At 72.1% G+C, this 23,299-nt stretch carries 20 protein-coding genes and 1 pseudogene; 10 read left to right on the forward strand and 11 right to left on the reverse strand.

Translation table 11 applies throughout. The annotated features are described in order from the left end of the window. Positions 1-167 precede the first annotated feature (167 nt). The 4 genes and pseudogenes from ACGFIW_RS22490 to ACGFIW_RS22505 form a co-directional block, all read right to left on the reverse strand. Positions 168-515 (reverse strand): annotated as a pseudogene (locus ACGFIW_RS22490) (DUF3140 domain-containing protein); the annotation flags it as partial. After that, positions 502-720 (reverse strand): DUF2945 domain-containing protein, encoded by a 219-nt coding sequence (locus ACGFIW_RS22495; RefSeq protein WP_393318865.1) that lies wholly within the window; start codon positions 718-720, stop codon positions 502-504. The pseudogene ACGFIW_RS22490 and the gene ACGFIW_RS22495, both read right to left, overlap by 14 nt. A 52-nt stretch (positions 721-772) precedes the next feature. Beyond that, entirely contained in the window at positions 773-1,372 is a 600-nt protein-coding gene (locus ACGFIW_RS22500; protein ID WP_393318868.1) for a Uma2 family endonuclease, read from the reverse strand. A 56-nt stretch (positions 1,373-1,428) separates the two neighbouring features. Further along, positions 1,429-2,235 carry a class I SAM-dependent methyltransferase gene (locus tag ACGFIW_RS22505; protein ID WP_393318871.1) on the reverse strand — a complete coding sequence of 269 codons (807 nt, stop codon included), beginning with the start codon at positions 2,233-2,235 and terminating at the stop codon, positions 1,429-1,431. Between the two features lie 391 nt (positions 2,236-2,626). Between ACGFIW_RS22505 and rpsA the strand changes: the two genes are divergently transcribed. Next, the gene (gene rpsA / locus ACGFIW_RS22510) at positions 2,627-4,138 is read left to right on the forward strand and encodes a 30S ribosomal protein S1 (protein ID WP_393318874.1); all 1,512 of its coding nucleotides are present in this window, start codon (positions 2,627-2,629) and stop codon (positions 4,136-4,138) included. Between the two features lie 590 nt (positions 4,139-4,728). Next, positions 4,729-5,910 (forward strand): dephospho-CoA kinase, encoded by a 1,182-nt coding sequence (gene coaE / locus ACGFIW_RS22515; RefSeq protein ID WP_393318877.1) that lies wholly within the window; start codon positions 4,729-4,731, stop codon positions 5,908-5,910. Between the two features lie 10 nt (positions 5,911-5,920). Here coaE and ACGFIW_RS22520 read toward each other — a convergent pair whose 3' ends face one another. Then, entirely contained in the window at positions 5,921-7,966 is a 2,046-nt protein-coding gene (locus ACGFIW_RS22520; protein WP_393318880.1) for a hypothetical protein, read from the reverse strand. 299 nt (positions 7,967-8,265) lie between these two features. On the opposite strand from ACGFIW_RS22520, the gene uvrB reads away from it, so the two are divergent. The 3 genes from uvrB (at position 8,266) to ACGFIW_RS22535 (ending at position 12,554) form a co-directional block, all read left to right on the forward strand. Continuing rightward, positions 8,266-10,374, forward strand: coding sequence for an excinuclease ABC subunit UvrB (gene uvrB, locus ACGFIW_RS22525; protein WP_393318883.1), 2,109 nt, complete (start codon positions 8,266-8,268; stop codon positions 10,372-10,374). 66 nt (positions 10,375-10,440) lie between these two features. Further along, positions 10,441-11,589, forward strand: a complete 1,149-nt coding sequence (locus ACGFIW_RS22530; protein ID WP_393318885.1) for a VOC family protein — start codon at positions 10,441-10,443, stop codon at positions 11,587-11,589. A gap of 107 nt (positions 11,590-11,696) precedes the next feature. After that, positions 11,697-12,554 (forward strand): helix-turn-helix domain-containing protein, encoded by an 858-nt coding sequence (locus ACGFIW_RS22535; protein WP_393318888.1) that lies wholly within the window; start codon positions 11,697-11,699, stop codon positions 12,552-12,554. A gap of 155 nt (positions 12,555-12,709) precedes the next feature. On the opposite strand, the gene ACGFIW_RS22540 is transcribed toward ACGFIW_RS22535, so the two are convergent. Further along, positions 12,710-13,003 carry an antibiotic biosynthesis monooxygenase family protein gene (locus ACGFIW_RS22540; RefSeq protein WP_357069740.1) on the reverse strand — a complete coding sequence of 98 codons (294 nt, stop codon included), beginning with the start codon at positions 13,001-13,003 and terminating at the stop codon, positions 12,710-12,712. An 83-nt stretch (positions 13,004-13,086) separates the two neighbouring features. On the opposite strand from ACGFIW_RS22540, the gene pnuC reads away from it, so the two are divergent. From pnuC to ACGFIW_RS22555, 3 genes are all read left to right on the forward strand, one after another. Continuing rightward, positions 13,087-13,743 carry a nicotinamide riboside transporter PnuC gene (gene pnuC, locus ACGFIW_RS22545; protein ID WP_393318890.1) on the forward strand — a complete coding sequence of 219 codons (657 nt, stop codon included), beginning with the start codon at positions 13,087-13,089 and terminating at the stop codon, positions 13,741-13,743. Further along, positions 13,740-14,849 carry an AAA family ATPase gene (locus tag ACGFIW_RS22550; RefSeq protein WP_393318892.1) on the forward strand — a complete coding sequence of 370 codons (1,110 nt, stop codon included), beginning with the start codon at positions 13,740-13,742 and terminating at the stop codon, positions 14,847-14,849. Before pnuC ends, ACGFIW_RS22550 begins: the two co-directional genes overlap by 4 nt. A gap of 408 nt (positions 14,850-15,257) precedes the next feature. After that, positions 15,258-16,256: a TerC family protein gene (locus tag ACGFIW_RS22555; protein ID WP_393318895.1), complete on the forward strand. Its 999-nt coding sequence runs from the start codon at positions 15,258-15,260 to the stop codon at positions 16,254-16,256. A 130-nt stretch (positions 16,257-16,386) separates the two neighbouring features. Here the strand turns inward: ACGFIW_RS22555 and ACGFIW_RS22560 are convergent, their stop codons facing one another. Together ACGFIW_RS22560 and ACGFIW_RS22565 are read right to left on the reverse strand one after the other, a co-directional pair. After that, complete coding sequence (locus ACGFIW_RS22560; RefSeq protein ID WP_393318897.1) at positions 16,387-17,367, reverse strand: NlpC/P60 family protein; 981 nt, start codon at positions 17,365-17,367, stop codon at positions 16,387-16,389. Next, a complete protein-coding gene (locus ACGFIW_RS22565) occupies positions 17,367-18,464 on the reverse strand; it encodes a mandelate racemase/muconate lactonizing enzyme family protein (protein WP_393318900.1) in 1,098 nt (365 codons plus the stop codon). The genes ACGFIW_RS22560 and ACGFIW_RS22565 overlap by 1 nt, the downstream gene beginning before the upstream one ends. A gap of 102 nt (positions 18,465-18,566) precedes the next feature. Between ACGFIW_RS22565 and ACGFIW_RS22570 the strand changes: the two genes are divergently transcribed. Further along, positions 18,567-18,854, forward strand: coding sequence for a helix-turn-helix domain-containing protein (locus ACGFIW_RS22570; protein ID WP_393318903.1), 288 nt, complete (start codon positions 18,567-18,569; stop codon positions 18,852-18,854). Continuing rightward, positions 18,808-19,605, forward strand: a complete 798-nt coding sequence (locus ACGFIW_RS22575; RefSeq protein WP_393318905.1) for a tyrosine-protein phosphatase — start codon at positions 18,808-18,810, stop codon at positions 19,603-19,605. The genes ACGFIW_RS22570 and ACGFIW_RS22575 overlap by 47 nt, the downstream gene beginning before the upstream one ends. Here the strand turns inward: ACGFIW_RS22575 and ACGFIW_RS22580 are convergent. From ACGFIW_RS22580 to typA, 3 genes are all read right to left on the reverse strand, one after another. Beyond that, entirely contained in the window at positions 19,559-20,275 is a 717-nt protein-coding gene (locus tag ACGFIW_RS22580) for a lysoplasmalogenase (RefSeq protein WP_393318908.1), read from the reverse strand. The two genes, ACGFIW_RS22575 and ACGFIW_RS22580, sit on opposite strands and share 47 nt — an antisense overlap. Before the next feature lie 53 nt (positions 20,276-20,328). Then, complete coding sequence (locus ACGFIW_RS22585; protein ID WP_393318911.1) at positions 20,329-21,189, reverse strand: serine hydrolase; 861 nt, start codon at positions 21,187-21,189, stop codon at positions 20,329-20,331. A 119-nt stretch (positions 21,190-21,308) separates the two neighbouring features. Further along, positions 21,309-23,177, reverse strand: coding sequence for a translational GTPase TypA (gene typA, locus ACGFIW_RS22590; protein ID WP_393318914.1), 1,869 nt, complete (start codon positions 23,175-23,177; stop codon positions 21,309-21,311). Between the last annotated feature and the right edge of the window lie 122 nt (positions 23,178-23,299).

Here is a 23,299-nt window from a genome sequence, read left to right on the forward strand (position 1 = left end):
TGGCCTCGTGGGCGTCGGCCAGGTCGAGCGCCCCCGTCCCGCCGGCCCCGCCCGCCCGGCGGGCACCGTTTCAAGATCTGCGCAACTTCGGGGAAAGTGCTGGGTCGTGTCGTTGTGAGGCATCAACTTCACCGACGTTGCGCGGATCTTGCGCGAAGCACCTGTTACTTCATTGGGTCGTGGCCCCAGTTCATGAGGGACCAGCGCCACCTCGTGTCGCGGACGTTGCCGGAGGGGCGCTGTGCCATGTGCCGGCGGACGTACCCGACGACCTTGCGCATGTGCTTGTAGTCGCCCTCGGACAGGTCGCCACGTTTGCGCCGGAGCAGGTTGATGATCTTCCGGCCGGATTCGTGTCCGACGGACTCGCCGCCACCGGACCGGCCGCCCTTGTGCCAGCCAACCTGCTTCGACTCGTCGGTCTCCAGCCAGGTGGACAGCTCGCCGGGCTTCATGTTCACCGCCTCGGTGAACTCCCGGTAGGTGTCCCGGCCCTGGTCGTCAGCCTTGCTCATGACGCAGCGCCTCGGGTCGGTGGGCCACGTCGCGGCCCGTTCCGTCACTGCGAACCCGGTACTGCGGGTCGTCGGGGGCCGCGTTCACGGCCCGTCCGCGGATCCGCGTCCGCTCGGTGATCGTCTCCTGCACCACGCCGTACGCGCGGCTGCCGTGGGCCGACCAGGAAACCTGGTCGCCCTCGCGGAATCGCTGCTCGGCCATGCTCCTCGGCTACCCGACAGCGGCGCGACGAAACGGCAGGTCCGGGGACGCGCTACGGGGTGATCTCGGCGATCGGCAGCTTGATGTCGAACGGCTCGGCCAGCTCGATCACGTCGGCGCCGTCGGCGACCAGCTCGTACTGCCGCTCACCGCCGGGGCCCACCCGGTCGCCGATCCGGTACGCGTAGACGTGCACCGGGTCCTGCTCGATGCGCCAGTAGAACGGGATGCCGGCGGCGGCGTACTCGCCGGGCTTGGCGAACCTGTCGACCCGTCGCGTGCCGGGCGAGACGATCTCCACGGCGAGGACCACGTCCGCCGGACGCAGCGAGGATCGGGATGGCGCCACGCCGGCCCGCCGCAGGAGAACGTCCGGCTGTCGGCTGGTGTTGGGACTCAGCCCGACTCCGACGGCCTGAACGACCCGAAGGTCAGCCGGCACGTGTTGCAGCAGCCAGTGCGCAAGCAGGAACGAGATGTCTTGATGGCCCAGGGTGGGGGAGGGTTTTACCTGGATAACTCCGTCGACGAGTTCGACGCGGGGGGCGTCGTCCGGCAGGGTGAGCAGGTCCTCCAGCGTGTAGTCGGCACGCTGCTGCCGCATCGGATCCGGACGCCAGGGGCCAGGTGATGGGATGGGCTCGGCGCTCACGGGACGAACCTACCGGCGGTCGATGCGACGCAGGGCGGACTGCGGGTGCGACGCGCTCACCTCCCGGGCTTCTCGGTGACGAAGATGGCGGTGCCGGGGAAGAGCCGACCGCGCAACGGGCTCCACTGCCCCCAGACGCCCTCGTGCCCCTGCGGCCATTCCGGCTCCACCAGGTCCAGCAGCCGGAAGCCGGCGCCGACTAGCTCCCGGATCCGGTCGCCGAGGGTGCGGTGCTGCTCGACGTACGTGGCGACGCCGGCCTCGTCCTGCTCGACGTAGGGGGAGCGGTCGAAGTACGAGTGCACGGCGGTCAGCCCGCCCTCGCCGGGATCGTCGAGGAAGATCCACCGCATCGGGTGGGTCACCGAGAACACCCACCGTCCGCCGGGGCGCAGCACCCGGTGCACCTCGGCGAGCAGCGCCGCCGAGTCGTCCACGAACGGGATCGCGCCGAAGGCGGTGCAGGCGAGGTCGAACGACCGGTCGGCGAACGGCAGGGCGAGCGCGTCGGCCTGCACCAGCGGTACGCGTACCCCGGTGCGGTCGGCGGCCTTGGCGGCGTGCCGCAACATGCCGGCGGACAGGTCGAAGGCGACCGGCCGGGCACCCTGGGTGGCCAGCCAGCGGGCGGCGGAGGCCGCGCCGCAGCCAACCTCCAGCACCCTTCGACCGGGTAGGTCGCCGAGCAGCCGGGCATCGGCCTCGCGCAGGCCCTCCGGGCACCAGACGAAGTCCACGTCGCCGAGGAACGCGCCGTGCTCAGCCTGGTAGTCGTCGGCGTCGCTGTCCCACCAGCCGCGGTTGGCCCGCCGGGCCTCGGCGTCACCCACCCGGCGCCGGGTGACCCGGTTGTCGTCATCCACGCGCCCACGCTAGGCCCCAGCCGCCAGGTTGGGTGCGGCGGCGCGTCCACGATCGGCGCGAGTTCGCGAGTGCGGGGGGCGTGCGACGTCCGGGGCGGCTGTGACGCACGAGACAGCAGAGGTGTTTTCCGGGCGATTGTTCGTCTTTCGCAGGTCATCACACGGAGAGAAGCCGGGAGGGCTTGCACGCTGTGGTAATGCGCACGGTAGGCTAGACGATGCGCTCGCGGATCGCGTTGCCTCGGCAGGGAGCAGGTGCGCGGTCGACGGAGCCACATCATGATCTCACTAGGCGATCGTTCGGTGTGCCCGGCGACGGATCCGCTGGCGCGAACAGGTCACTGCGACACCAGCCTGCTGTGACAACCCACCGACCGGAGCAACCGCCCACATGACGAGCAGCATCGAGGCCCCCTCGAGCGCCACCCGGGTCACCCACGACGATCTCGGTTCCGAGGAGGCATTCCTCGCCGCGATCGACGAGACCATCAAGTACTTCAACGACGGCGACATTGTCGAAGGCACCGTCGTCAAGGTCGATCGGGACGAGGTCCTGCTCGACATCGGCTACAAGACCGAGGGCGTCATCCCCTCTCGTGAGTTGTCGATCAAGCACGACGTGGACCCTGCCGAGGTTGTGACGGTTGGCGACCACATCGAGGCCCTTGTCCTCCAGAAGGAGGACAAGGAGGGTCGTCTGATCCTCTCCAAGAAGCGGGCACAGTACGAGCGGGCCTGGGGCACGATCGAGAAGATCAAGGACGAGGACGGTGTCGTCCGCGGTTCGGTCATCGAGGTGGTCAAGGGCGGCCTCATCCTCGACATCGGGCTGCGCGGCTTCCTGCCCGCCTCCCTGGTCGAGATGCGTCGTGTGCGCGACCTGCAGCCGTACGTCGGGCGGGAGCTCGAGGCCAAGATCATCGAGCTGGACAAGAACCGCAACAACGTGGTCCTGTCCCGCCGGGCCTGGCTGGAGCAGACGCAGTCCGAGGTGCGCACCGAGTTCCTCAACAAGCTGCAGAAGGGCCAGGTCCGCAAGGGCGTCGTGTCCTCGATCGTCAACTTCGGCGCCTTCGTCGACCTTGGCGGCGTCGACGGTCTGGTGCACGTCTCCGAGCTGTCCTGGAAGCACATCGACCACCCGTCCGAGGTCGTCGAGGTGGGCCAGGAGGTCGAGGTCGAGGTCCTGGACGTCGACCTGGACCGCGAGCGGGTCTCGCTGTCGCTGAAGGCGACCCAGGAGGACCCGTGGCGGCAGTTCGCCCGCACCCACGCGATCCAGCAGATCGTGCCGGGTAAGGTCACCAAGCTGGTGCCGTTCGGTGCGTTCGTCCGCGTGGACGACGGCATCGAGGGCCTGGTCCACATCTCCGAGCTGGCCGAGCGCCACGTGGAGATCCCGGAGCAGGTCGTCCAGGTCGGCTCCGAGGTCATGGTCAAGGTCATCGATATCGACCTGGAGCGCCGCCGGATCTCGCTGTCGCTCAAGCAGGCCAACGAGGGCTTCGTCGAGGGCGAGGAGCACTTCGACCCGACCCTCTACGGCATGGCCGCGACGTACGACACCGAGGGCAACTACATCTACCCGGAGGGCTTCGACCCGGAGACGGGCGAGTGGCTCGAGGGGTACGACAAGCAGCGCGAGACCTGGGAGAACCAGTACGCGGAGGCTCGTCAGCGTTGGGAGGCCCACACCAAGCAGGTGCAGACCTCTCGGGCCGCCGACGCCGAGGCTGCCGCCAACCCGACTCCGGTCGTCCCGGCCGCTGCCGGTGGCGGCGGCGGTGGCACCACCTCTTCGTCCAGCCCGGCCCCGAGCCGGCAGGCCGAGGAGCCGGCCGGCACGCTGGCCACCGACGAGGCGCTCGCCGCTCTGCGGGAGAAGCTCGCCGGCGGCAAGTGACCCGCTGAACGACTGAACGACTGAACGACGACGGGCCCCGCCCCCGCGATCTCCGGATCGTCGGGGGCGGGGCCTTCGCCGTACGCCCCGTGCCCCGCGCCAGTCGCCGTACGCCCGCCCCGTGCCCCGGGGGGCGAGTCGCGGGCGCGCTGGGCCGGCGACCGGGGCGCTGTGGCGGGGCGTGCTGAGCGGCGGCCACGGCGCCGTGGCGGGCGTGCTGAGCGGCGGCCACGGCGCCGTGGCGGGCGTGCTGAGCGGCCGCCGTGGCGCCGTGGCGGGGCGCGCCGGGCGGCGACCGTGGCGCCGTGGCGGGGCGTTCTGGGCGGCGGCCGTGGCGCCGTGGGCTCCGCGGTTGGTGTGGACCGCCAAGATCGTGCTCGATCCATGATGTAGGTGCCTCCCGGACGCCACACACCACTACATCCTGGATCGAGCATGATCTTGGCGTGGGGCGTGGGGCGTGGGGCGTGGGGCGTGGGGCGTGGGGCGTGGGGCGTGGGAAAGCAGCGGCCGCAGATGGGGCGGGCTGGGGCCTCGCCGAGCCGGCGGTGGGTTTGGCGGCAGGGCTCGTGATCCGGTTGACTGGTCGGGTGCTGAGAGTGGGGTTGACCGGCGGGATCGGGTCGGGCAAGAGCGCGGTGGCGGCACGGCTCGTCGAGCGGGGCGCGGTGCTCATCGACGCCGACCGGGTGGCCCGCGAGGTCGTCGCCCCGGGGAGCGATGGGCTGGCCGAGATCGTTGCCGCCTTCTCCGAGACAGTGCTGGATGCCGATGGCGCCCTGGACCGTGCCGCGCTGGGCGCGGTGGTGTTCGCCGACGAGGCCGCCCGCCGTCGGCTGGAGTCGATCACCCACCCCCGGGTCCGGGCCCGCACCGCGGAGTTGGCCGCCGCGGCACCACCCGACGCGATCGTCGTCAACGACGTACCGCTGCTGGTGGAGGTGGGTCTCGCGCCCACGTACCACCTGGTGATCGTGGTGCAGACGGCCGTGACGACCCGACTGGAACGGCTGGTGCGCGGCCGGGGGATGGGGCGTGCGGAGGCCGAGCGGCGGATTGCCGCGCAGACCGACGACGCCCGCCGCCGGGCGGCTGCCGACGTGGTGCTCGGCAACGACGGGAGCCTGGTGGCGTTGCACGACGCCGTCGACGCGCTCTGGTCGCAGCGGCTGCTGCCCTACGAGGACAACCTGCGTCAGCGGCGGGTGGTCCCGCCGGGTGGTGGCGACCCGGTGGGGCCCGACACGAGTTGGCCCGAGCAGTACGCGCGGCTGGCCGCCCGGATCCGGCACACACTGGCCTCGGACGCCCTGCGGATCGACCACATCGGCTCGACCGCGGTGCCCGGCCTTACCGTCCAGGACGTCATCGACGTGCAGGTGGCCGTGCCGAGCCTCGTGGACGCCGACGGGGCGCTGGCCGACCGGCTGGCGAACGCCGGGTTCCCGCGGGTGCCGGGGCAGTGGTGGGACGATCCGCGCCCGGCCGGCAGTGGTCGGTGGGAGAAGCGGCTGCACGGCAGCGCGGACCCGGCTCGTCCGGTGCGTCTGCACGTGCGGCTGGAGGGGTCGCCGGGCTGGCGGTACGCGTTGCTGATGCGCGACCACCTGCGTGCCGACCCGGATCACCGGGCCGCGTACCTGCAGCTCAAGCGGGATCTGGTCGATGCGGCTCCGGTCACCGGCGACTCCGGCACGGCCCGGGACCCCTGGTTCGACGAGGAGTACCTGCGGGCCGAGCAGTGGGCCGCGCAGACCGGCTGGCGGCCCTGAGGGTCACGGGTCAGCGACGCCGGGGAGCCGGTGGTCGAGGCTTGGCAGGCGCTCGGGGCACCGGCGTCAGTCGGGGCACCACGGCGGGGTGGAGATCCAGTTGGGCCCACGTGTTGCCGTTGGTGTGCAGCTCCAGCCGCCGTAGCGACCCGTCGCGGTCGATCCAGTAGCGCAGCCGTCCGGCCGCCGGACCCGCCTCGACGACGTCCACGGCCCGTCCGGCGATGACGTCCTCGCGTACCCGCACGGCCGCGCCGCGTGGCCCGACCGACCCGGCCGCCACCGCGGCGTCGACGAGCAGGCTCACGTCGTCCCCACCGGATCGGGCGGCTCGCCACGCTCCGGCCGGGGGCGGCAGGGGTGGCCGGCCCGGCTCCTCCGCCGTGCCGCCGCCAGCGGCAGCCGCCGGCAGATCCGCCCGGGCCAGCCCAGCGGTGTCGCGGCGCAGCAGGGTCCGCCGATCCGGTGCGCCCAGGTCGGCGACCGTGAGGTACGCGGTACGCGCGGTCCAACTCAACCAGCCGGCACCCCGGAGGTTGGTGTCCGTGCCGGTCGGCGCGGTCAGCGTGACCGCCGCGCCGCCCTGGGCGCGTAGCCGGGCTGGCAGCCGATCCAGTCGACGCTGCTCGGCGTCGTTCAGTGCGCGGGGCAGACCGGGCCGGCCGCCGAGGGCGTCCACCGGCCGGAGGGTCGGCCGGTCCGCCCGGTGCAGGGTCACCGTGACCGGTCCGACGCCGGGCAGCCGGGTGACGAGCTTGTGCAGTCGGGCGTCCGGGTCGAGCCAGTACCGGGTCTGCCCGTCCGGCCCGGTGCTCGTCGACCCGACCTCCGGCGCGGGTGCCGCGGTGCTGCCCGCCGGTGTCCGGGCGAGCAGCGGTGCCTGGAGGACGTCCACCGGGCCGCCCGCCACGGTGTCCCGGGCGATCCAGCGCGCGGCGCCGTCCGGCACCGTCGGGGTCGCGTCCGGGCGGTCGGCGGCGAGGCCGAGGAGCAGGTCGAGCACCGCTGCCAGGCTCGCCCCGGACGGCAGGCGGTGCAGCCGCCAACGGTCCGCCGGAGGCACCAACGGAGGTGCGGCGGGGGTGGGCACCGCCGCCACGTCGGGCCGGATCACCAGCACCGAGCCGGCCCGCTGCACCAGCCCGCGCTCAGCACCCGCGCCGGGCCCGCCCACGTCGAGGTAGAGCAGCGACCGCGACCAGTCCACCCAGCCGACCAGTTCGATCCGGGCCGCGTCGACGCCGGCGGTGACGCGGACCCCGGCGCGCAGGTCCCGCAGGTTGGTGACCCGCACGGCGGCCAGCCGCTCGCCCTCCGCGAGAGTCAGCGGCCGGGCGGGCTCGGGCGGATCCGGCGCCCAGCTCAGCAACCCGAGCACCAACGCCGTCGCGGACGTCACGGCGGTCAGACCGAGCGCCATCAGCACGGTACGTCTGCGCCGGCTGGTCGAGGCCGGACCGGTGGTGCCGGCGGCCGGGTCGGCGTCGGTGCGGCTGGTCGTCGGCGTCCTGGCGGCGGACCGGCCGGTGGTCGTTCGGCGGGGGTGGGCGGGCCGTGCGGTGGTGCTGCTCCGGGGCGCGGCGGACCGGCCGGTGGCGGGCTGGGTCGTGGCGGCCGGTGGGTCGGTGGTGGGCCGGTCGTTGCCGGTCGGTCGGGCGGTGGTGGTGGGCTGGTCGGTGTCGGTCGACCCTCCGGTGTCCTTGGGCCATCCGGTGTGCTTGGGCCGTCTGGTGTCCTTGGGCCGTCCGGTGTCTTTGGGCCGTCCGGTGTCCCTGGGGCCTCCGGTGTCGATGGATCGTTCGGTGGTGGGCTGGTTGGTGTCGGTCGGCCGCTCGGTGTCGGGCCGGCCGGCGGTGGACCCGCTCCGGCTCCCGGTGGACCGGTTGGTCGCGTTGGCGCCGGCCGAGCCGGTGCGGTGCCGTCCGGCGCCGCGCCGTCCGGCGGCCGGCGTGCCGGACCTACCCGCCGGGGAAGCGCTCCGCCGGTTGGTGCTGGTCGGCTGGGGCGTGCCCGTGGGGGTGGTGGTGTCGGGCGGCGGGGTCGCAGAGGTGTCCACGGGAGGTGAAACGGGCGGGAGGCGCCGGGGTGACGAGCAGGGGCGCTCGCGGCGGCCGGTCTGCGCCTCGAGCGCGACCACACGGGTGCGCACGCCGAACGAGCCGGGTGCTGCGACCGCAGTGCCGGGGGTGGCCGGCCGTGATGTTGGCCTGGCCACCGGCCCGGTCGGCCGCCGCGAGCGGCCTACGTGGAGAGCGTAGTCCCGGTGACATCTGCCACACAATGGGAATATTGAAGCTGATCACGTACCTGGCGTGACGGCCGTTCCTGTCGGACCTCCGGCGTACCGTTGACGGCATGGCGCTCGACATTCCCCGGCTCGACAGCCGCTTCCAGGTCGTCAGTGAGTTCCAGCCGGCCGGCGACCAACCGGCCGCCATCGACGATCTTGCGCGCCGGGTGCGGCGCGGCGACCGCAACACCGTGCTGCTCGGCGCGACCGGCACCGGCAAGAGCGCCACCACGGCGTGGCTGATCGAGCGGTTGCAGCGCCCGACGCTGGTGCTCGCCCCGAACAAGACGCTCTGCGCCCAGCTGGCCAAGGAGTTCAGCGAGCTGCTGCCGCACAACGCCGTCGAATACTTCGTCTCGTACTACGACTACTACCAGCCCGAGGCGTACATTCCGCAGACCGACACCTACATCGAGAAGGATTCCTCGATCAACGAGGAGGTGGAGCGGCTGCGGCACTCGGCGACCATGTCGCTGCTCACCCGCCGCGACGTGATCGTGGTGGCGACCGTCTCGGCGATCTACGGTCTCGGCACCCCGGAGGAATACCTGGACCGGGCGGTGAAGGTGCAGGCCGGCCAGGAGCTCGACCGTGACCAGTTGCTCCGCCGGCTTGTCGACATCCAATACACCCGCAACGACATGGCCTTCCAGCGCGGCACGTTCCGGGTCCGCGGCGACACGCTGGAGATCATCCCGGCGTACGAGGAGTTGGCGGTCCGCATCGAGCTGTTCGGCGACGAGGTGGAGAAGCTCTACTACCTCAACCCGTTGACCGGTGACGTGGTCCGCGAGGTCGACCAGCTGGTGATCTTCCCGGCGACGCACTACGCGGCCGGTCCGGAGCGGATGGAGCGGGCGATCCGCGACATCGAGGTGGAGTTGGCCGAGCGCCTCGCCGAGCTGGAGCGGCAGGGCAAGTTGCTGGAGGCGCAGCGGCTGCGCATGCGCACCACCTACGACATCGAGATGATGCGGCAGGTGGGCTTCTGCTCCGGCATCGAGAACTACTCGATGCACATGGACGGGCGGCTGCCCGGCAGCCCGCCGCACTGCCTGCTCGACTACTTCCCGGACGACTTCCTCACCGTGGTCGACGAGTCGCACGTGACCATCCCGCAGATCGGCGGCATGTACGAGGGTGACGCGTCCCGTAAGCGGATGCTCATCGACCACGGCTTCCGGCTGCCCAGCGCGGCCGACAACCGGCCGCTGCGCTTCGACGAGTTCCTGGAGCGGGTCGGCCAGATGGTCTACCTGTCCGCGACCCCCGGCACGTGGGAGATGGAGCAGGCGCAGGGCGAGTTCGTCGAGCAGGTGATCCGGCCCACCGGTCTGGTCGACCCGGAGGTCGTGATCAAGCCGACCAAGGGCCAGATCGACGACCTGATGCACGAGATCAAGCTGCGGACCGACCGGGACGAGCGGGTGCTGGTCACCACGCTGACCAAGAAGATGGCCGAGGACCTGTCCGACTACCTCCTGGAGAACGGCATCCGGGTGCGTTACCTGCACTCGGAGGTCGACACGTTGCGCCGGGTGGAGCTGCTGCGCGAGCTGCGCAAGGGCGACTACGACGTGCTTGTCGGCATCAACCTGCTGCGCGAAGGTCTGGACCTGCCCGAGGTGTCGCTGGTGGCGATCCTCGACGCCGACAAGGAGGGCTTCCTGCGCAGTGGTCGCTCCCTGATCCAGACCATCGGGCGGGCCGCCCGTAACGTCTCCGGTCAGGTGCACATGTACGCCGACAAGATCACGCCGTCGATGGCGGCGGCGATCGACGAGACCGATCGGCGTCGGGCCAAGCAGATCGCGCACAACGAGGCGCACGGGATCAGCCCGGAGCCGTTGCGCAAGAAGATCCACGACATCCTGGACGACATCTACCGCGAGGCGGAGGACACCGAAAACTCCCGGGTCGGCGGCGCGGTGCGCCAGCTCTCCCGAGGCAAGGCGCCGGTCAAGGAGACCCGCAGCCGGAGCCGGGGCGCCGCCGTCACCACCTCGCGGGAGGGGATGGCCCGCGCCGACCTCGCCCAGCTCATCCAGGAGCTCAACGACCAGATGCTGGCCGCCGCCCGCGAGTTGCAGTTCGAGCTGGCGGCCCGGATCCGTGACGAGGTCTCCGACCTGAAGAAGGAGCTGCGCGGCATGGACGCCGCCGGCGTGAAGTGACGACCAGCCGCCGGGCGTGACCAGCGAGCCGCTGGGTCGCCTCCGGCGTGCGGAGGGCGGGCGGGCGTGACGGCGGTGGCACCGGTCGGCGAGATGGTCGTCGGGCTGCCCGAGGTCAGCCTGCGTCCGTTCGTCGACCGGTACGTCGGCTACCGGGAGCGGGCGGACGTCCCGCTGGTCCGCCGCGAGTCGGCAGGCGTCTTCGTGGTGCTGATCCTGGGCTGGGGCGCTCCGCTGGACGTGACCGACCCGCGCAGCGCGGAGCGCGGGGCCAGCGGGGTCGACTCCTTCGTGGCCGGCACCTTCGACGGCTGGTGCACCACGCGTACGGCGGGTGTGGGGCAGGGCGTCGAGCTGCTGCTCGCCCCACTGACCGCCCGTCGGCTCCTCGGCCTGCCGCTGAACGAGCTGACCAACCGGGCCGTCGACGTCGGGCAACTCCCGGGCCGTTGGCTGGATCGGCTGCGCGGCCGGCTCGCCGAGGCCGCCGGTTGGCCGCAACGGTTCGCCCTTCTCGACAGTGCGCTCGCCGGCCGGCTGGCGGCGTCGCCACCCGTCGACGCCCGGCTCGACCGGGCCTGGCGGTGGCTGGTCGCCAATGGTGGGCGAGAGGGCGTCGGTGTGCTCGCCGACGAGCTGGGCTGGAGCCGGCGGCACCTCGCCGCCCGGTTCCGCCAGGAGATCGGGCTGCCGCCCAAGACGGTCGCCCGGTTACTGCGCTTCCAGCAGGCGTGCACGGCGCTGACCGACGTGGGGTCGAGGTCACATTCGTCCAATCCGGAGCGGAGCCGCCGGCCGCAGAATGGGGTCATGCGAACCATCTACCCGGTCTTGCGTTACCCCGATCCCCGCGCGGCCATCGACTGGCTCTGCTCCGCGTTCGGCTTCCAGGTGCACGCCGTGCACGAGACACCGGACGGCGCTGTCGCGCACGCCGAACTCGTCCTCGACAGCGGCATGATCATGCTGGCCGGTCGGGCCGATGCGACATCCGGGCCCGCCGACGCCGGTCGGGCCGACTCGGCGCCCCGGCCGGCCGACGATGACTGGTCGGTCTACGTGGCCGTACCGGACGTCGACGCCCACTGCGCCCAGGCCCGCCTGGCCGGCGCCGAGATCACCCAAGAACCGTTCGACACCGACTACGGCTCCCGCGACTACGCCGCCCGGGACCTGGCGGGCACGGTCTGGGCGTTCGGCACCTACCGCCCCTGAAGGCGGTCCGGGCGGCCGGCCGCGCCGAATGACCTGATTGCGGTGAGCGAGCGAGCTATTGCACTGGGTGATCGTCCTGCGTACGCTCCCTCGGTGGGGAGGCCGGGATGCCGCTGCCAACGAGTCCTGTCATTCGACGTGCACGTCTGGGCGCAGAACTGCGCCAACTGCGTCGGCGCGAGGCGCTGACCCTGGAGCAGGTCTGCGACCGGCTGGGGTGGGCCTCGACGTCGAAGTTGTCCCGCATCGAGCTGGGCCAGAGCCGTCCGGACCTCGCCGACGTGCTCGATCTGCTGGACATCTACAAGGTGCCCACTCCTACCCGGGACGCGCTGATCGTGATCGCTCGGGATGCGGCGACCAGCCGAGGCTGGTGGAAGACGCTTGGCGAGATGAGCGAACGGCAGCGCACCTACGCCGAGTTGGAGGCGGGCGCCGCCGACATCGTCGAGTACCAGCCGACGGTCGTGCCGGGGCTGCTACAGACACCCGCGTACACCCGGGTGTTGGTGGAGGCCGGCGCCCAGCTCACGCCGGAGATCGACGTGGAGGCCGAGGTGCGTGCCCGCGCCCTGCGGCAGGAGGTGTTGCGGCGGGCCTATCCGCCGCGTTACACGGCGGTGCTCGCCGCGGCCGTCTGCGATCCGGGTGACCTGCCGGTGGCGGTCTGGCGTGAGCAGCTACGGCACCTGGTCACCGTGACCGGGCTGTCCCACGTCACCGTGCGGTTGCTGCCCCCGGGGGCGGCCGGTGGCGGGCTGCACCCGCTCACGCCGTACTCCTGCTATGCCTTTCCCGACCCGGCGGACCCGCGGACAGTGATGATCGAGGCGTTGACCACCGACGTCCGGTTGGCCACCGTGCTCGACGTCGGCCGCTACGAGCGGATGACCGAGGCGTTGCTGGGGGCCGCGCTGTCACCGGAGGAGACGGTCACCGCGCTGGCCCGTCGCGCCGGGGAGTAGGCGGCACGCCGCGCGGCCACCGGGCCCGGCGCCCCCGAGCCCGTCGGGACCGGCGGCCGTCGCGTGCGCAGGCACGGTATTCGCCGGGTACGACAGTGTCGCTCGGGCTGGTGCGTCGAATCAGGCGGTACGTCTCATCAGGCCGGTATGTCTTATCAGGCCGGTACGTCGAGGAAGTGCTCGACCACGGGCGGCCCGGCGAAGTGTGGCCCGATCAGCGCCCGCCACCTGTCGAACCGCTCGGTGGCCCGGAAGTTTTCCTCGTGCGCCTCGACCGAGTCCCATTCGACAAGCAGCACGAACCGTGTCGGCGACTCGATTCCCCGGGTCATCCGCACGGACCGGCAGCCGGTTGCCCCGGCGAGCACGGGGTGACCCTCGGCGTACGCGGCGGCGAACGCGTCCTCGTGTCCGGGCAGTACGTCGATCAGCGCGACCTCAAGCACCATGTCGGGAAGTTTCCCACGGCGGGCCGGATCGGCGGCGTCGCGGGGTCTGTCCCGCTGCCGAGGGTGCGTCCTAGGGTGGCAGCGTGATCATTGACTGGCTCACCGGCACCGCGTTCTCGGTGGCGGGCACGGCCACGACCTGGGCGGAACTGCTGGGGTTCGCGACGGGTGTGCTCAACGTGTGGTTGGTGGCCCGGCAGAGGATCGCCAACTGGCCGATCGGCATCGCCAACGTGCTGCTGCTCATGCTGGTCTTCTGGATCGCGGGGCTGTACGCCGACGCGGGGCTCCAGGTCGTCTACGTCGCGCTCGGCTGCTACGGCTGGTGGCAGTGGATGTTCGGCGGCGAGCGGCGGAGCCGCCTCACGGTGAGCCAGGGCGGGCGACGGGAGTGGCTCACGCTGACGGTCGTCGGGGTGGTGCTCACCGGCGCGCTGTGGGTGCTGCTGGACCGGGCCACCGACTCGACCGTGCCGCTGCCGGACGCGTTGACCACGGCGCTGTCCCTGCTGGCCACGTACGGGCAGACCCGCAAGCGGGTGGAGAGCTGGTGGCTCTGGATCGCCGCCGACCTGATCTACATCCCGTTGTACGCGTACAAGGGGCTGCACCTGACCGCCGTCCTCTACCTGGTCTTCCTCGCCCTGTGCGTCCTCGGGCTGCGTGCCTGGCGGGCGGACCTGCGTCGGGTCGCCCGGCCGGCACCGGTCCCGGCCGGCCCGGCTCCGGTCACCCCGTGAGCGCCGACCCGCCGGCCCCGGTTCGTCCGCAAGCGCGCGCCCCGGAGTTCGGGCACGGGTTGGTGGTGGGCAAGTTCTACCCACCGCACGCCGGGCACCACTCGTTGATCGCGGCCGCCGCGGCCCGCTGCGCCGAGGTCACCGTCGTCGTGGCACCGTCGCGTCGGGAGTCGATCCCGCTCACGCTGCGGCTCGACTGGTTGCGTGAGGTGCACGCGGACACCCCGTGGGTCCGCTTCGTCGGCCGCTACGACGACCACCCGGTCGACTACGACGACCCGGCGGTCTGGGACGCGCACTGCGCGGTGTTCCGCGACGCGGTCGGTTCCCGGCAGGTGGACGTGGTCGTCTCGTCCGAGGCGTACGGCGCGGAGTTGGCTCGTCGCTTCGACGCGGTGCCGGTGTCGGTGGATCCGGACCGGCGGACCGTGCCGGTGTCGGGCACGGCCGTCCGTGCGGATCCGGTGGGTCACTGGCGGTGGTTGAGCCCGCCGGTGCGCGCCTGGTTCGTCCGGCGGGTGGTGGTGGTCGGCGCGGAGTCGACAGGCACCACCACGATGGCCGCGGCACTCGCGGCGCACTACGGCACGACCTGGGTGCCGGAGTACGGCCGGGAGTTGACCGCCCGCAAGTTGGCCCGGTTGCGCGAGCGCGTCGCGCAGGCGAGCGTCTTCGACGTCACGTGGGACCGGAGCGACTTCCGCACGGTGGTGCGCGAGCAGCAGGCGGCCGAGGACGCGGCGGCCCGGACGAGCGGGCCGCTGCTCGTCTGCGACACCGACGCGCGGGCCACGGCGGTGTGGGAGGAACGCTATCTGGGCAGCACGTCGCCGCAGGTGCGGGCGGCGGCCCGCCGGCCGGCCCTGTACCTGCTGACGGATCACCGGGACGTGCCCTTCACCGACGACGGACTTCGCGACGGCGAGCACCTGCGGGCCTGGATGACCGAGCGGTTTCGGAGCGAGCTGGCCGGGTGCGGGGTGCCGGTGGTGGAGTTGACCGGGACGCACGCCGAGCGGCTGGCCCGCGCGGTACGCGCCTGCGACGACCTGTTGGCCGCCGGCTGGTCACTCACCGACCCAATCGCCGCACCCGACCTACACTAGCCTCCTAGGAAGCCCTGCCGGGTGTGCCGCCGGGTGTGCCGCCGGGTGTGCCGCCGGGTGTGCCGCCGGCTGTGCCGCCGGCTGTGCCGCCGAGCAGGCTGTGCCGCCCTGCCGGTGCACCGCACCGGAGGCCCGTTCGGACGCCACCGGCTGCCCGGGGTGTGATCACGGCGCGTGGTGGGCAACAATGGTCACCGAGGAGGGGAGTATTCCCCCGCGACGGAGTCGTCAGCACGGTCGATCGCCGGAACCACGGCGACCCGACCCGGCCCCGTGGGTCGCCACCCTGTTGCAGGGCGGCGGCGGAAGAGACCTCCGACAGTCACCAGAGTGAGCGACAGTGGCACGCCGGCCCCCGCAGGGGCGTACGGTGTGCCCGACGCCGCGTGTCTGCCGGAGGAATGAACGTTGGACGTGTCCGGATTGGTGTGGGCGGGGACGCTTGTCGCACTGACTGCGGTCCTGCTCGTCGACCTGTTGATCATCGGTCGGCGTCCGCACGAGCCGAGTGTGCGGGAGTCGAGCCTCTGGGTCGCCTTCTACGTCGGGCTTGCCCTGCTCTTCGGGGCGGGGGTCTGGCTGAGTGCGGGCGCCAGCCCGGCCGGGCAGTTCTACACCGGCTGGCTCACCGAGTACAGCCTCTCGGTGGACAACCTCTTCGTCTTCGTGATCATCATGGCCCGCTTCGGGGTGCCCCGGCAGTACCAGCAGAAGGTGCTGCTCGTCGGCATAGTGCTGGCCCTGGTGATGCGCGGCGGGTTCATCGCCGCCGGTGCGGCGCTGATCTCGCAGTTCTCCTGGGTCTTCTACATCTTCGGCGCGTTCCTGATCTACACCGCGGTCAACCTGGCCCGACAGGGTGAGCCGGACGAGGACGAGTTCTCCGAGAACGTCCTGATCCGGTGGAGCCGCAAGGCGCTGCCGATCTCGAAGGACTACGACGGCGCGAAGCTCACCACCCACGCGACCGGCAAGCGGCTGTTCACCCCGATGCTGATCGTGATGATCGCGATCGGCACCACCGACCTGATCTTCGCTCTGGACTCGATCCCGGCGATCTTCGGCATCACCCAGGAGCCGTACCTGGTCTTCACCGCGAACGTCTTCGCGCTGATGGGCCTGCGTCAGCTCTACTTCCTGCTCGGTGGCCTGCTCGACCGGCTGATCTACCTGAGCTACGGCCTGGCCGTCGTGCTCGGCTTCATCGGGGTCAAGCTGGTGTTGGAGGCGTTGGCCGACAACAACCTGCCGTTCATCAACGGTGGTGAGCACGTCGGTTGGGCGCCGCACATCCCGATCTGGCTGTCGCTGCTGGTGATCATCGGCACCCTGGGCATCGCCACCGCCGCCAGTCTGATCAAGTCCTCCCGGGACCGGCGCCGCGAGTTGGCCGACGCCCGCCGCTGACCGCGCACCGGCCGGGCGCCCGACGCGCCCGGCCGGTGCGGTTCGACACACTCGGTCGGCTCAGGCCCGAGGCGCCCGGCCGGCTCAGGCCCGAGGCGCCCGGCCGCTCAGGCCCGACGCGCCCGGCCGCTCAGACCCGGTGCGCGCCGACCAGGGTCGCGGTCCGATCGGCTGGCAGCGGCTCCTCGATGACCCGCCGCCGCCGGTAACAGGCGTGCAGCATCCGCCGCTCGCCGTTGTCGCCGGGTGTGGCGGTGACGATGCCGATGTGGTGGATGCCGCGGCCGGGCCGGGCGAAGAAGTAGAGATCGCCGGGGCGTTCCGTGCCCAGCGGCAGCGGGGTGGTGGCCGCGGCCTGGTCGTCGGCGTCGCGGGGGAGCAGCACCCCGAATCGCCGCCAGGCCAGGTGCACCAGCCCCGAGCAGTCGATGCCGTGCGCGGAGAGCCCACCCCAGATGTAGAGCACGTCCAGCAGTCGCTGTGCCACCGCGAGCGGCTGCTCGGCGTGCGGTGACGCGGCCGGTGCCGGGACCAGGTGGCTGTCGGGCAGCCAGAGCGGCGTGGCCTGCCCCGGGACGCGTACCGGCCGCCAGTCGTCGCGTGCGGGGCCGGCCGGGACGAGGCGGGTGCCGACGACGACGCCGGGCAGCACCATCGCGCCGCCCGGGGTGGCGCGCAGCCCGGTGACCGTGGCGTCCACCACCAGCGGGTGGTCGGTGCCGGTGGCCGGGTCGACGGTGGTCAGTTGGTCGGCGGGGAGCCAGCCGGGGTAGCCGCGCGGGTCCAGCTTGGCGGCCGGCTGCTCGACGGCGACGACCCGGGCCCAGCCGTCCGGGCGTAGCTCGTTGACGAGGACCCGCTCGCCGAGCAGGAGCTGGCTCAGCACGCAGTCGCCGACCTGCTGGTCGGTGGTGAGACCGGAGACCCAGGCGGGGATGTCGGCTCCGGCGCTCAGCGCCGGCCGGTCGGCCGGACGGACCGCCTCGGGTGAGGTCCACAGTGTCGCCACCGCGACCCGGACGACGGCCTCGCGGCCCGGTTGCAGCTCCACGTCAACCCCCAGATCGAGTCGGTTGTCCAGGGGAACCCTATGAAAGAAACCAACGGTCATCAAGCGCGAGTCTGCACCTTTGCTTCAGCCAGACCGGAGATGCCCAGGCCAGGGGCGTTCGGCAGCACCACGTAAGACCCGTCGTAGCGTATCCCGCCCTGCACCGGCGACCAGGCCAGCCACCAGGCGGCGTCCAGGTCGGCGACCGCGGTGGTGCCGTACGCGGCGACCAGGCTCGCCGCCGCCCCGACACCGACCTGGCTCTCCATCATCGAGCCGACCACCGTGCCGAGCCCGTGTGCGGTGGCCAGATCGAGGAGGGTACGGGCCGGGTGCAGGCCGCCGCACTTGGCCAGCTTGACGTTGACCAGGTCGGCGGCCCGGCGGCGGATCACCTCCACCAGGTCACGGACCCCGAAGACCGCCTCGTCGGCGAGGATCGGCACGGACACCCGGTCGCTGACCCAGGCCAGCCCGTCCAGGTCCCAGCGGGCCACCGGCTGCTCGACCAGCTCCACGTCGAGCCCGGCGTCCTCGATGCCGCGAATCACCCGGACCGCCTCCCGGGGCGTCCAGCCCTGGTTGGCGTCGAGCCGGATCCGCACCCCGGGGCCGACGGCCGCGCGGACGGCCCGCACCCGGTCCAGGTCGCCTGTCGCGTCGGTGCCGACCTTCAACTTGAGCACGCCGAAGCCGTCGGACTGCCGCTGCCGCGCCGCCGCCGCCAGGTCCACCGCGTCGCCCGCGGCAAGCGTGACGTCCGTCGGCACCCGCAGCGTGGTGCCCCCGAGCAACCGCACCAGGGGTACGCCCAGCCGCCTGGCGGCGAGGTCGTGCAGGGCGACGTCCACCGCTGCCTTCGCCGCCTCGTTGCCCGCCACGGCGCGCTGCACCTCGGCGCAACGGGTCACCAGGTCGTCCGGATCGCGACCGATCAACCTAGGACCGAGCACCTCGCGTACGCACGCCCGTGCGCCGGCGACCGACGCGCCGGTGACCTGCCAGACCTGGGGTGCTTCGCCGAAGCCGGATCGGCCGTCGGTGTCGACGAGTTCGACGACCAGGGTGTCCACTGTGGTGGTACGGCGCAGCGCGGTGACGAACGGGGTGTGCAAGGGGGCGGAAACCCGGTGGGTGCGTACCTCCGAGATCGTCATGTGGGGCGCGGCTTGAGACCCCTCCGCTCGCAGGCGAAGCAGGAGACGCCGCTACCTCCCTTCGATATTCGTCTTACCCGGTGGACCGCTGGAAGGTGAGGCATGGGTCAGGCGGTGAAGCGAGCGTACAGGTGCCGCTTCCATCCGCCCGCCACGCAGGCCGAGCAGCTCAGCCGCACCTTTGGCTGCGGCACTGACCGGCGCAGGCTGGCGACGTCGACGCCGCCCCGGGTGACCGAGAAGGCTCCGCCCCGCAGGGCCGCGGAGGAGGCCACGTCAGGCACCCTGTACGCGTGCACGCCGGTACGGGGCGGACTGCCTCGGCGTAGGGAGGGGAGACCGGATGACCGGGCAGGGCTGGCAACTGGTGGGTGCGCCGAACGCGCGTGACCTGGGTGGGCTCGTCGGCGCGGGCGGGCGGCGGGTGCGCGTCGGCCAGTTGATCCGCACTCCGGCGCTGGGCCGGCTGACCGACGATGACCTGCCGGTGCTGACGAAACTCGGCCCGGCGTGCGTGGTCGATCTGCGCGCCCCCGCGGAGATCGAGGTCGCCCCGGCGGATCGGCTGGCCGGTGAACCACGGGTGGTGTGCCTGCCGGTGCACGACCCGGAGCACCCCGTCTTCACGTACGTCTCGGCGGTGCTGCTGGGTCACGACCTGGACGCGTACGCGGAGTTGGCCCGGCAGGGCACGGCGGGGGCGATGGCGGCCATCTACCGGTGGTTCGTCACCGGGCAGTCGGCGAGGGTCGGCTTCGCCGAGGCGGTCCGGCTGGCCGCGCGGCCGGAGAACCTGCCGTTGGTCTACCACTGCTCCGCCGGCAAGGACCGCACGGGTTGGCTCACCGTCATCCTGCTGACGGCACTCGGGGTGGACGAGGCGACGGTCCGCGCCGACTACCTGCGCAACAACGACCTCACCGAGAGCCTGCGCGTGGTGATCGTCGAAGCGATGCGGCGGCGGCAGCCGGAACTGGACGTCGACGCGGTGCTGCCGGTGTTGGAGGTCCGAGCCGAGTACCTCGACGCCGGCTACGACGAGGTGCGCCGGGTGCACGGTTCGTTCGACGCGTACCTGCGTGACGGGCTCGGGCTCACCGACGAGACCCTGCACGCGTTGCGGGCGCGACTGCTGGAGTGACCGGCGCTCTCGGAGGTGTGCCGACGCGGACGGCCAGGCCGAGGACGATCAGCGCCTGGCCGGCGGCGTAGGTGGCCATGACCAGCACCGGGGCTCCGGGTGGTCGGGCCACTTCGGCCACCCCGGCGGCGATCAACAGGTCGGAGCCGAGGAACAGCGCCGCGCCGAGACCGACCCGCCAGCCCTGGGTGGCGGCGGTGGTGGCCATCGTGGCCAGCGCGAGCGCGTAGCCGGCGACCGGCACGGCGAGCCCGACGTCGGTCAGCCCCGCCCACATCCAGGTCAGCGCGGCGACGGTCAGCACCGCGTACCCCAGGGGAAGCGCGACCAGCGGCGCACGGCGCAGCGCGGCCGCGGCGCCGTGCCGGGTGAAGGCCGCGACGTAGCAGAGGTGCGTGCCGAGGAAGCAGGCCATGCCGGCGAGGAACCAGCCGGTGCCGTCGATCATCAGGGCGACGTCACCGCCGGTGGCGAAGGCCAGCGCGACGAGCACCAGCCGGTCCGGTCGGGCTCCGCGTTCGGCGCCGGCCCGCCAGAGGTACGCGGCCAGGAGCGGCATCAGCAGCGGCTTGGTGAGCAGGAAGGCCACGCCGCCGCCGGTGGCGTTGGCCAGCAGGTTCGCCGCCGTCACGACGAGGAAGGCGATCAGCAGGCTGCGACTGCGGGGCATCGGCGGCTCCGGGTTGGGGTGCGAGCAGCGTAGCCGGACGGACGTATCCCGGGTCAGAGCTGGTGACGTGCGGCCCAGACCTGCGCGGAGATGTGCGCGATCAGCAGGCAGGCGTCGTCCTCGGTCCCGTCGCCGGTGGCGTTGCCGTCGGTCGGGTCGGTGGTGGTGCAGACGGCGATCAGGTAGGGCGGGGCGTCGGCGGGCAGCACCAGGCCGGCGCCGTGGCGCACACCGCGTACCCAACCGCTCTTGTGCGCGATGCGGGTGCCCTCGGGCAGGCCGGCGGCCAGGTCCTCCCGGTGTTCCTGCGCGAGCAGGACGTCCAGCATGGCCGAGCAGGCGGCCGGCGAGGCGAGTCGGCCCGGGGTGCTGGCCCCGGTGCCCAGCGCGCTGAGCAGCGCTGCCAGGTCGGCGGCGGTGACCGTGTTGGTGATGCCGGCGGCGCGGGCCGCGAAGTCCTCGATGCCGCGACCGGTGACGCTGGTGCGGGCGCCGGCCAGCGTCCACACCTCGGCCACCGCGGGCAGCCCGACGTGCCCGATGACCAGGTTGGTGGCCAGGTTGCTGGATCGCACGATCATCCGGTGGGCCAGCCAGCGCAGCGGTGCCCTGCCGCCCAGCCGGTCCCAGACCGCGTCGTCGTTGTCGTAGTGCGGGGCGCAGGAGAAGCGGGGCGCGCCGGGCTGGGCGGAGTCGAACTCGTTGACCACGGGGACCGGGGCGTCCAGGTCCAGTGCGCCCGCCTCGGCGGCACGGTGGAGCGCGGCGAGCACCGCCACCTTCATGGTGCTGGCCGCGTAGTGGGCGGCGTCCGGGTGGCGGGTCCAGGTCGGCGGCGCGTCCAGCCGGCCCACGTACGCCGAGACGGTGCCGGGCACCCGGTCCAGGTGCGCGTCGAGATCATCCCAGGTCATGCCGGTGACGGTAGCCGATCGGCGACGGCCGCCCGGGTCGGCCCGCGTACCCCCGCCGCAGACGCGCGGGCGCGTCGACCGCAAGCGGTCGACGCGCCCGGTGTCGGGTGCTGGTGTGCTCAGCCGGCGTGCTTGCGGCGGGCGGCGGCCCGGCCCCGCTGCTGCTGGTCGAGCACCACCTTGCGGATGCGCACCGCGGTCGGGGTGACCTCGACGCACTCGTCCTCGCGGCAGAACTCCAGGGCCTGCTCCAGCGACAGCTTGCGCGGCGGGATCAGCTTCTCGGTCTCGTCGGAGGTCGACGCCCGCATGTTGGTGAGCTTCTTCTCCTTGGTGATGTTGACGTCCATGTCGTCGGAGCGGGAGTTCTCCCCGACGATCATGCCCTCGTACACCTCGGTGGTCGGGTCGACGAAGAGCTGACCGCGCTCCTGAAGGTTGATCATCGCGAAGGCGGTGACCGCACCGGCCCGGTCGGCGACGAGCGACCCGTTGTTGCGGGTGCGCAGCTCGCCGAACCACGGCTCGTACGACTCGAAGACGTGGTGCAGGATGCCGGTGCCCCGGGTGTCGGTGAGGAACTCGGTGCGGAAACCGATCAGGCCGCGCGCCGGGACCAGCCACTCCATCCGGATCCAGCCGGTGCCGTGGTTGACCAACTGCTCCATCCGGCCCTTGCGGGTGGCGAGGAGCTGGGTGATCGCGCCCAGGTATTCCTCCGGGGCGTCGATGGTCAACCGCTCGACCGGCTCGCAGGTCTTGCCGTCGATCTCGCGCGTGACCACCTGCGGCTTGCCGACGGTCAGCTCGTAGCTCTCCCGGCGCATCTGCTCGACCAGGATGGCCAGCGCCAGCTCACCGCGGCCCTGCACCTCCCAGGCGTCCGGCCGCTCGGTGGGCAGCACCCGCAGCGACACGTTGCCGATCAGCTCCTTGTCGAGCCGGTCCTTGACCATCCGCGCGGTGACCTTGGAGCCCTTGACCCGGCCGACAAGCGGCGAGGTGTTGGTGCCGATGGTCATCGAGATGGCCGGCTCGTCGACGGTGATCAGCGGCAGCGCGACCGGGTTCTCGACGTCGGCGAGCGTCTCACCGATCATGATCTCCGGGATGCCGGCGACCGCGATGATGTCGCCCGGGCCGGCGGTCTCGGCCGGCTTACGCTCCAGGCCCTCGGTCATCAGCATCTCGGAGATGCGGACCCGCTGGGTGCTGCCGTCGGTGCGGCACCAGGCCACCGTCTGACCCTTGCTGATGGTGCCCTGGCGGACCCGGCACAGCGCCAGCCGGCCGAGGAACGGCGAGGCGTCCAGGTTGGTGACGTGCGCCTGCAACGGCGCGCCGTCCTCGAAGGCGGGGGCCGGGATGGTGTCCAACAGGGTGCGGAACAGCGGCTCCAGGGAGGTGCTGTCCTCCGGCACCGAACCGTCGGCGGGCTGGGTCAGCGAGGCGATGCCGTCGCGGGCGCAGGCGTAGACGATCGGGAAGTCGATCTGCTCCTCGTCGGCGTCCAGGTCGAGGAAGAGCTCGTAGGTGTCGTCCACGACCTCCTTGATGCGGGCGTCCGGACGGTCCACCTTGTTGATCACCAGGATGATCGGCATCCGGGCCCGCAGCGCCTTGCGCAGCACGAAGCGGGTCTGCGGCAGGGGGCCCTCGCTGGCGTCGACGAGCAGCACCACGCCGTCGACCATGGTCAGGCCGCGTTCCACCTCACCACCGAAGTCGGCGTGGCCGGGGGTGTCGATGATGTTGATGGTGACCGGGTCGGAGCCGTCCGCCGGCAGGTAGCGCACGCCGGTGTTCTTGGCCAGGATCGTGATGCCCTTTTCCCGCTCCAGGTCACCCGAGTCCATTACCCGCTCGGTGTTCTCGCCCCGGGCGCCGTACGCCCCGGCCTGCCGCAACATGGCGTCGACCAGGGTGGTCTTGCCGTGGTCGACGTGAGCGATGATGGCGACGTTGCGGAGGTCGGTGCGAAGCTGCATACCCTCTATCCTTCCGCCTGCGCTCGCGCAGGCCGCGTCGGGGTCACCCCCCAGGGGCCCCTGATCTATGGTGAAACTGCTGTCCCGGTCGTTCCCCCGGCTGGCATGCTGACTCCCGTGTT

Origin of the sequence: Micromonospora sp. NPDC048935 (assembly GCF_043197875.1) — a bacterium.
Classification (GTDB): Bacteria; Actinomycetota; Actinomycetes; order Mycobacteriales; family Micromonosporaceae; genus Micromonospora.

Excerpts from the sequence above, each read along its gene's own strand:
- ACGFIW_RS22495 (WP_393318865.1), bottom strand. The coding sequence starts at position 720 with ATGGCCGAGCAGCGATTCCGCGAGGGCGACCAGGTTTCCTGGTCGGCC.
- rpsA (WP_393318874.1), top strand. The coding sequence starts at position 2,627 with ATGACGAGCAGCATCGAGGCCCCCTCGAGCGCCACCCGGGTCACCCAC.
- uvrB (WP_393318883.1), top strand. The coding sequence starts at position 8,266 with ATGGCGCTCGACATTCCCCGGCTCGACAGCCGCTTCCAGGTCGTCAGT.
- ACGFIW_RS22535 (WP_393318888.1), top strand. The coding sequence starts at position 11,697 with ATGCCGCTGCCAACGAGTCCTGTCATTCGACGTGCACGTCTGGGCGCA.
- ACGFIW_RS22540 (WP_357069740.1), bottom strand. The coding sequence starts at position 13,003 with ATGGTGCTTGAGGTCGCGCTGATCGACGTACTGCCCGGACACGAGGAC.
- ACGFIW_RS22560 (WP_393318897.1), bottom strand. The coding sequence starts at position 17,367 with ATGACCGTTGGTTTCTTTCATAGGGTTCCCCTGGACAACCGACTCGAT.
- ACGFIW_RS22565 (WP_393318900.1), bottom strand. The coding sequence starts at position 18,464 with ATGACGATCTCGGAGGTACGCACCCACCGGGTTTCCGCCCCCTTGCAC.
- ACGFIW_RS22570 (WP_393318903.1), top strand. The coding sequence starts at position 18,567 with ATGGGTCAGGCGGTGAAGCGAGCGTACAGGTGCCGCTTCCATCCGCCC.
- ACGFIW_RS22575 (WP_393318905.1), top strand. The coding sequence starts at position 18,808 with ATGACCGGGCAGGGCTGGCAACTGGTGGGTGCGCCGAACGCGCGTGAC.
- ACGFIW_RS22580 (WP_393318908.1), bottom strand. The coding sequence starts at position 20,275 with ATGCCCCGCAGTCGCAGCCTGCTGATCGCCTTCCTCGTCGTGACGGCG.
- ACGFIW_RS22585 (WP_393318911.1), bottom strand. The coding sequence starts at position 21,189 with ATGACCTGGGATGATCTCGACGCGCACCTGGACCGGGTGCCCGGCACC.
- typA (WP_393318914.1), bottom strand. The coding sequence starts at position 23,177 with ATGCAGCTTCGCACCGACCTCCGCAACGTCGCCATCATCGCTCACGTC.